This window comes from Streptomyces sp. SID5464 (genome assembly GCF_009862985.1).
GTDB classification, from domain to species: Bacteria; Actinomycetota; Actinomycetes; order Streptomycetales; family Streptomycetaceae; genus Streptomyces; species Streptomyces chartreusis_D.
Map to the genome: position 1 here is coordinate 1 of NZ_WWIQ01000087.1, position 337 is coordinate 337.

Annotated in this window: 1 pseudogene; it reads left to right on the forward strand. The window is 64.1% G+C overall.

What is annotated here, in order from left to right:
• Window positions 1-18: 18 nt before the first annotated feature.
• A pseudogene (locus GTY47_RS40040) lies at window positions 19-337 on the forward strand (hypothetical protein); the annotation flags it as partial.

Here is a 337-nt window from a genome sequence, read left to right on the forward strand (position 1 = left end):
GGACGAGACCGATGAGGGATGGCATTTCTGACCGTGTACGCATCTGAATGTTCCTGGACATCTGTCAGAACCGCGCTGCGCCGATCCTTTGCTGTGCTGGCCGCGCTGCCCCTGCTCACGCTGGCCGCCTGCGGTTACGGCTCCCAAGCTAAGAGCGACGGGGCGGTGAAAATCCCGGCCGGGGCGAAGAAGATCGACGGTCTGGACAGCGTCAAGATCGGTTACTTCGGCAATCTGACCCACGCAACCGCGCTGGTGGGCATGCGGAAGGGTTTCCTTCAGCAGGCGTTGGGGGCCACGCGAGTGCAGCCGGCGGTCTTCAACGCCGGTCCGTCGG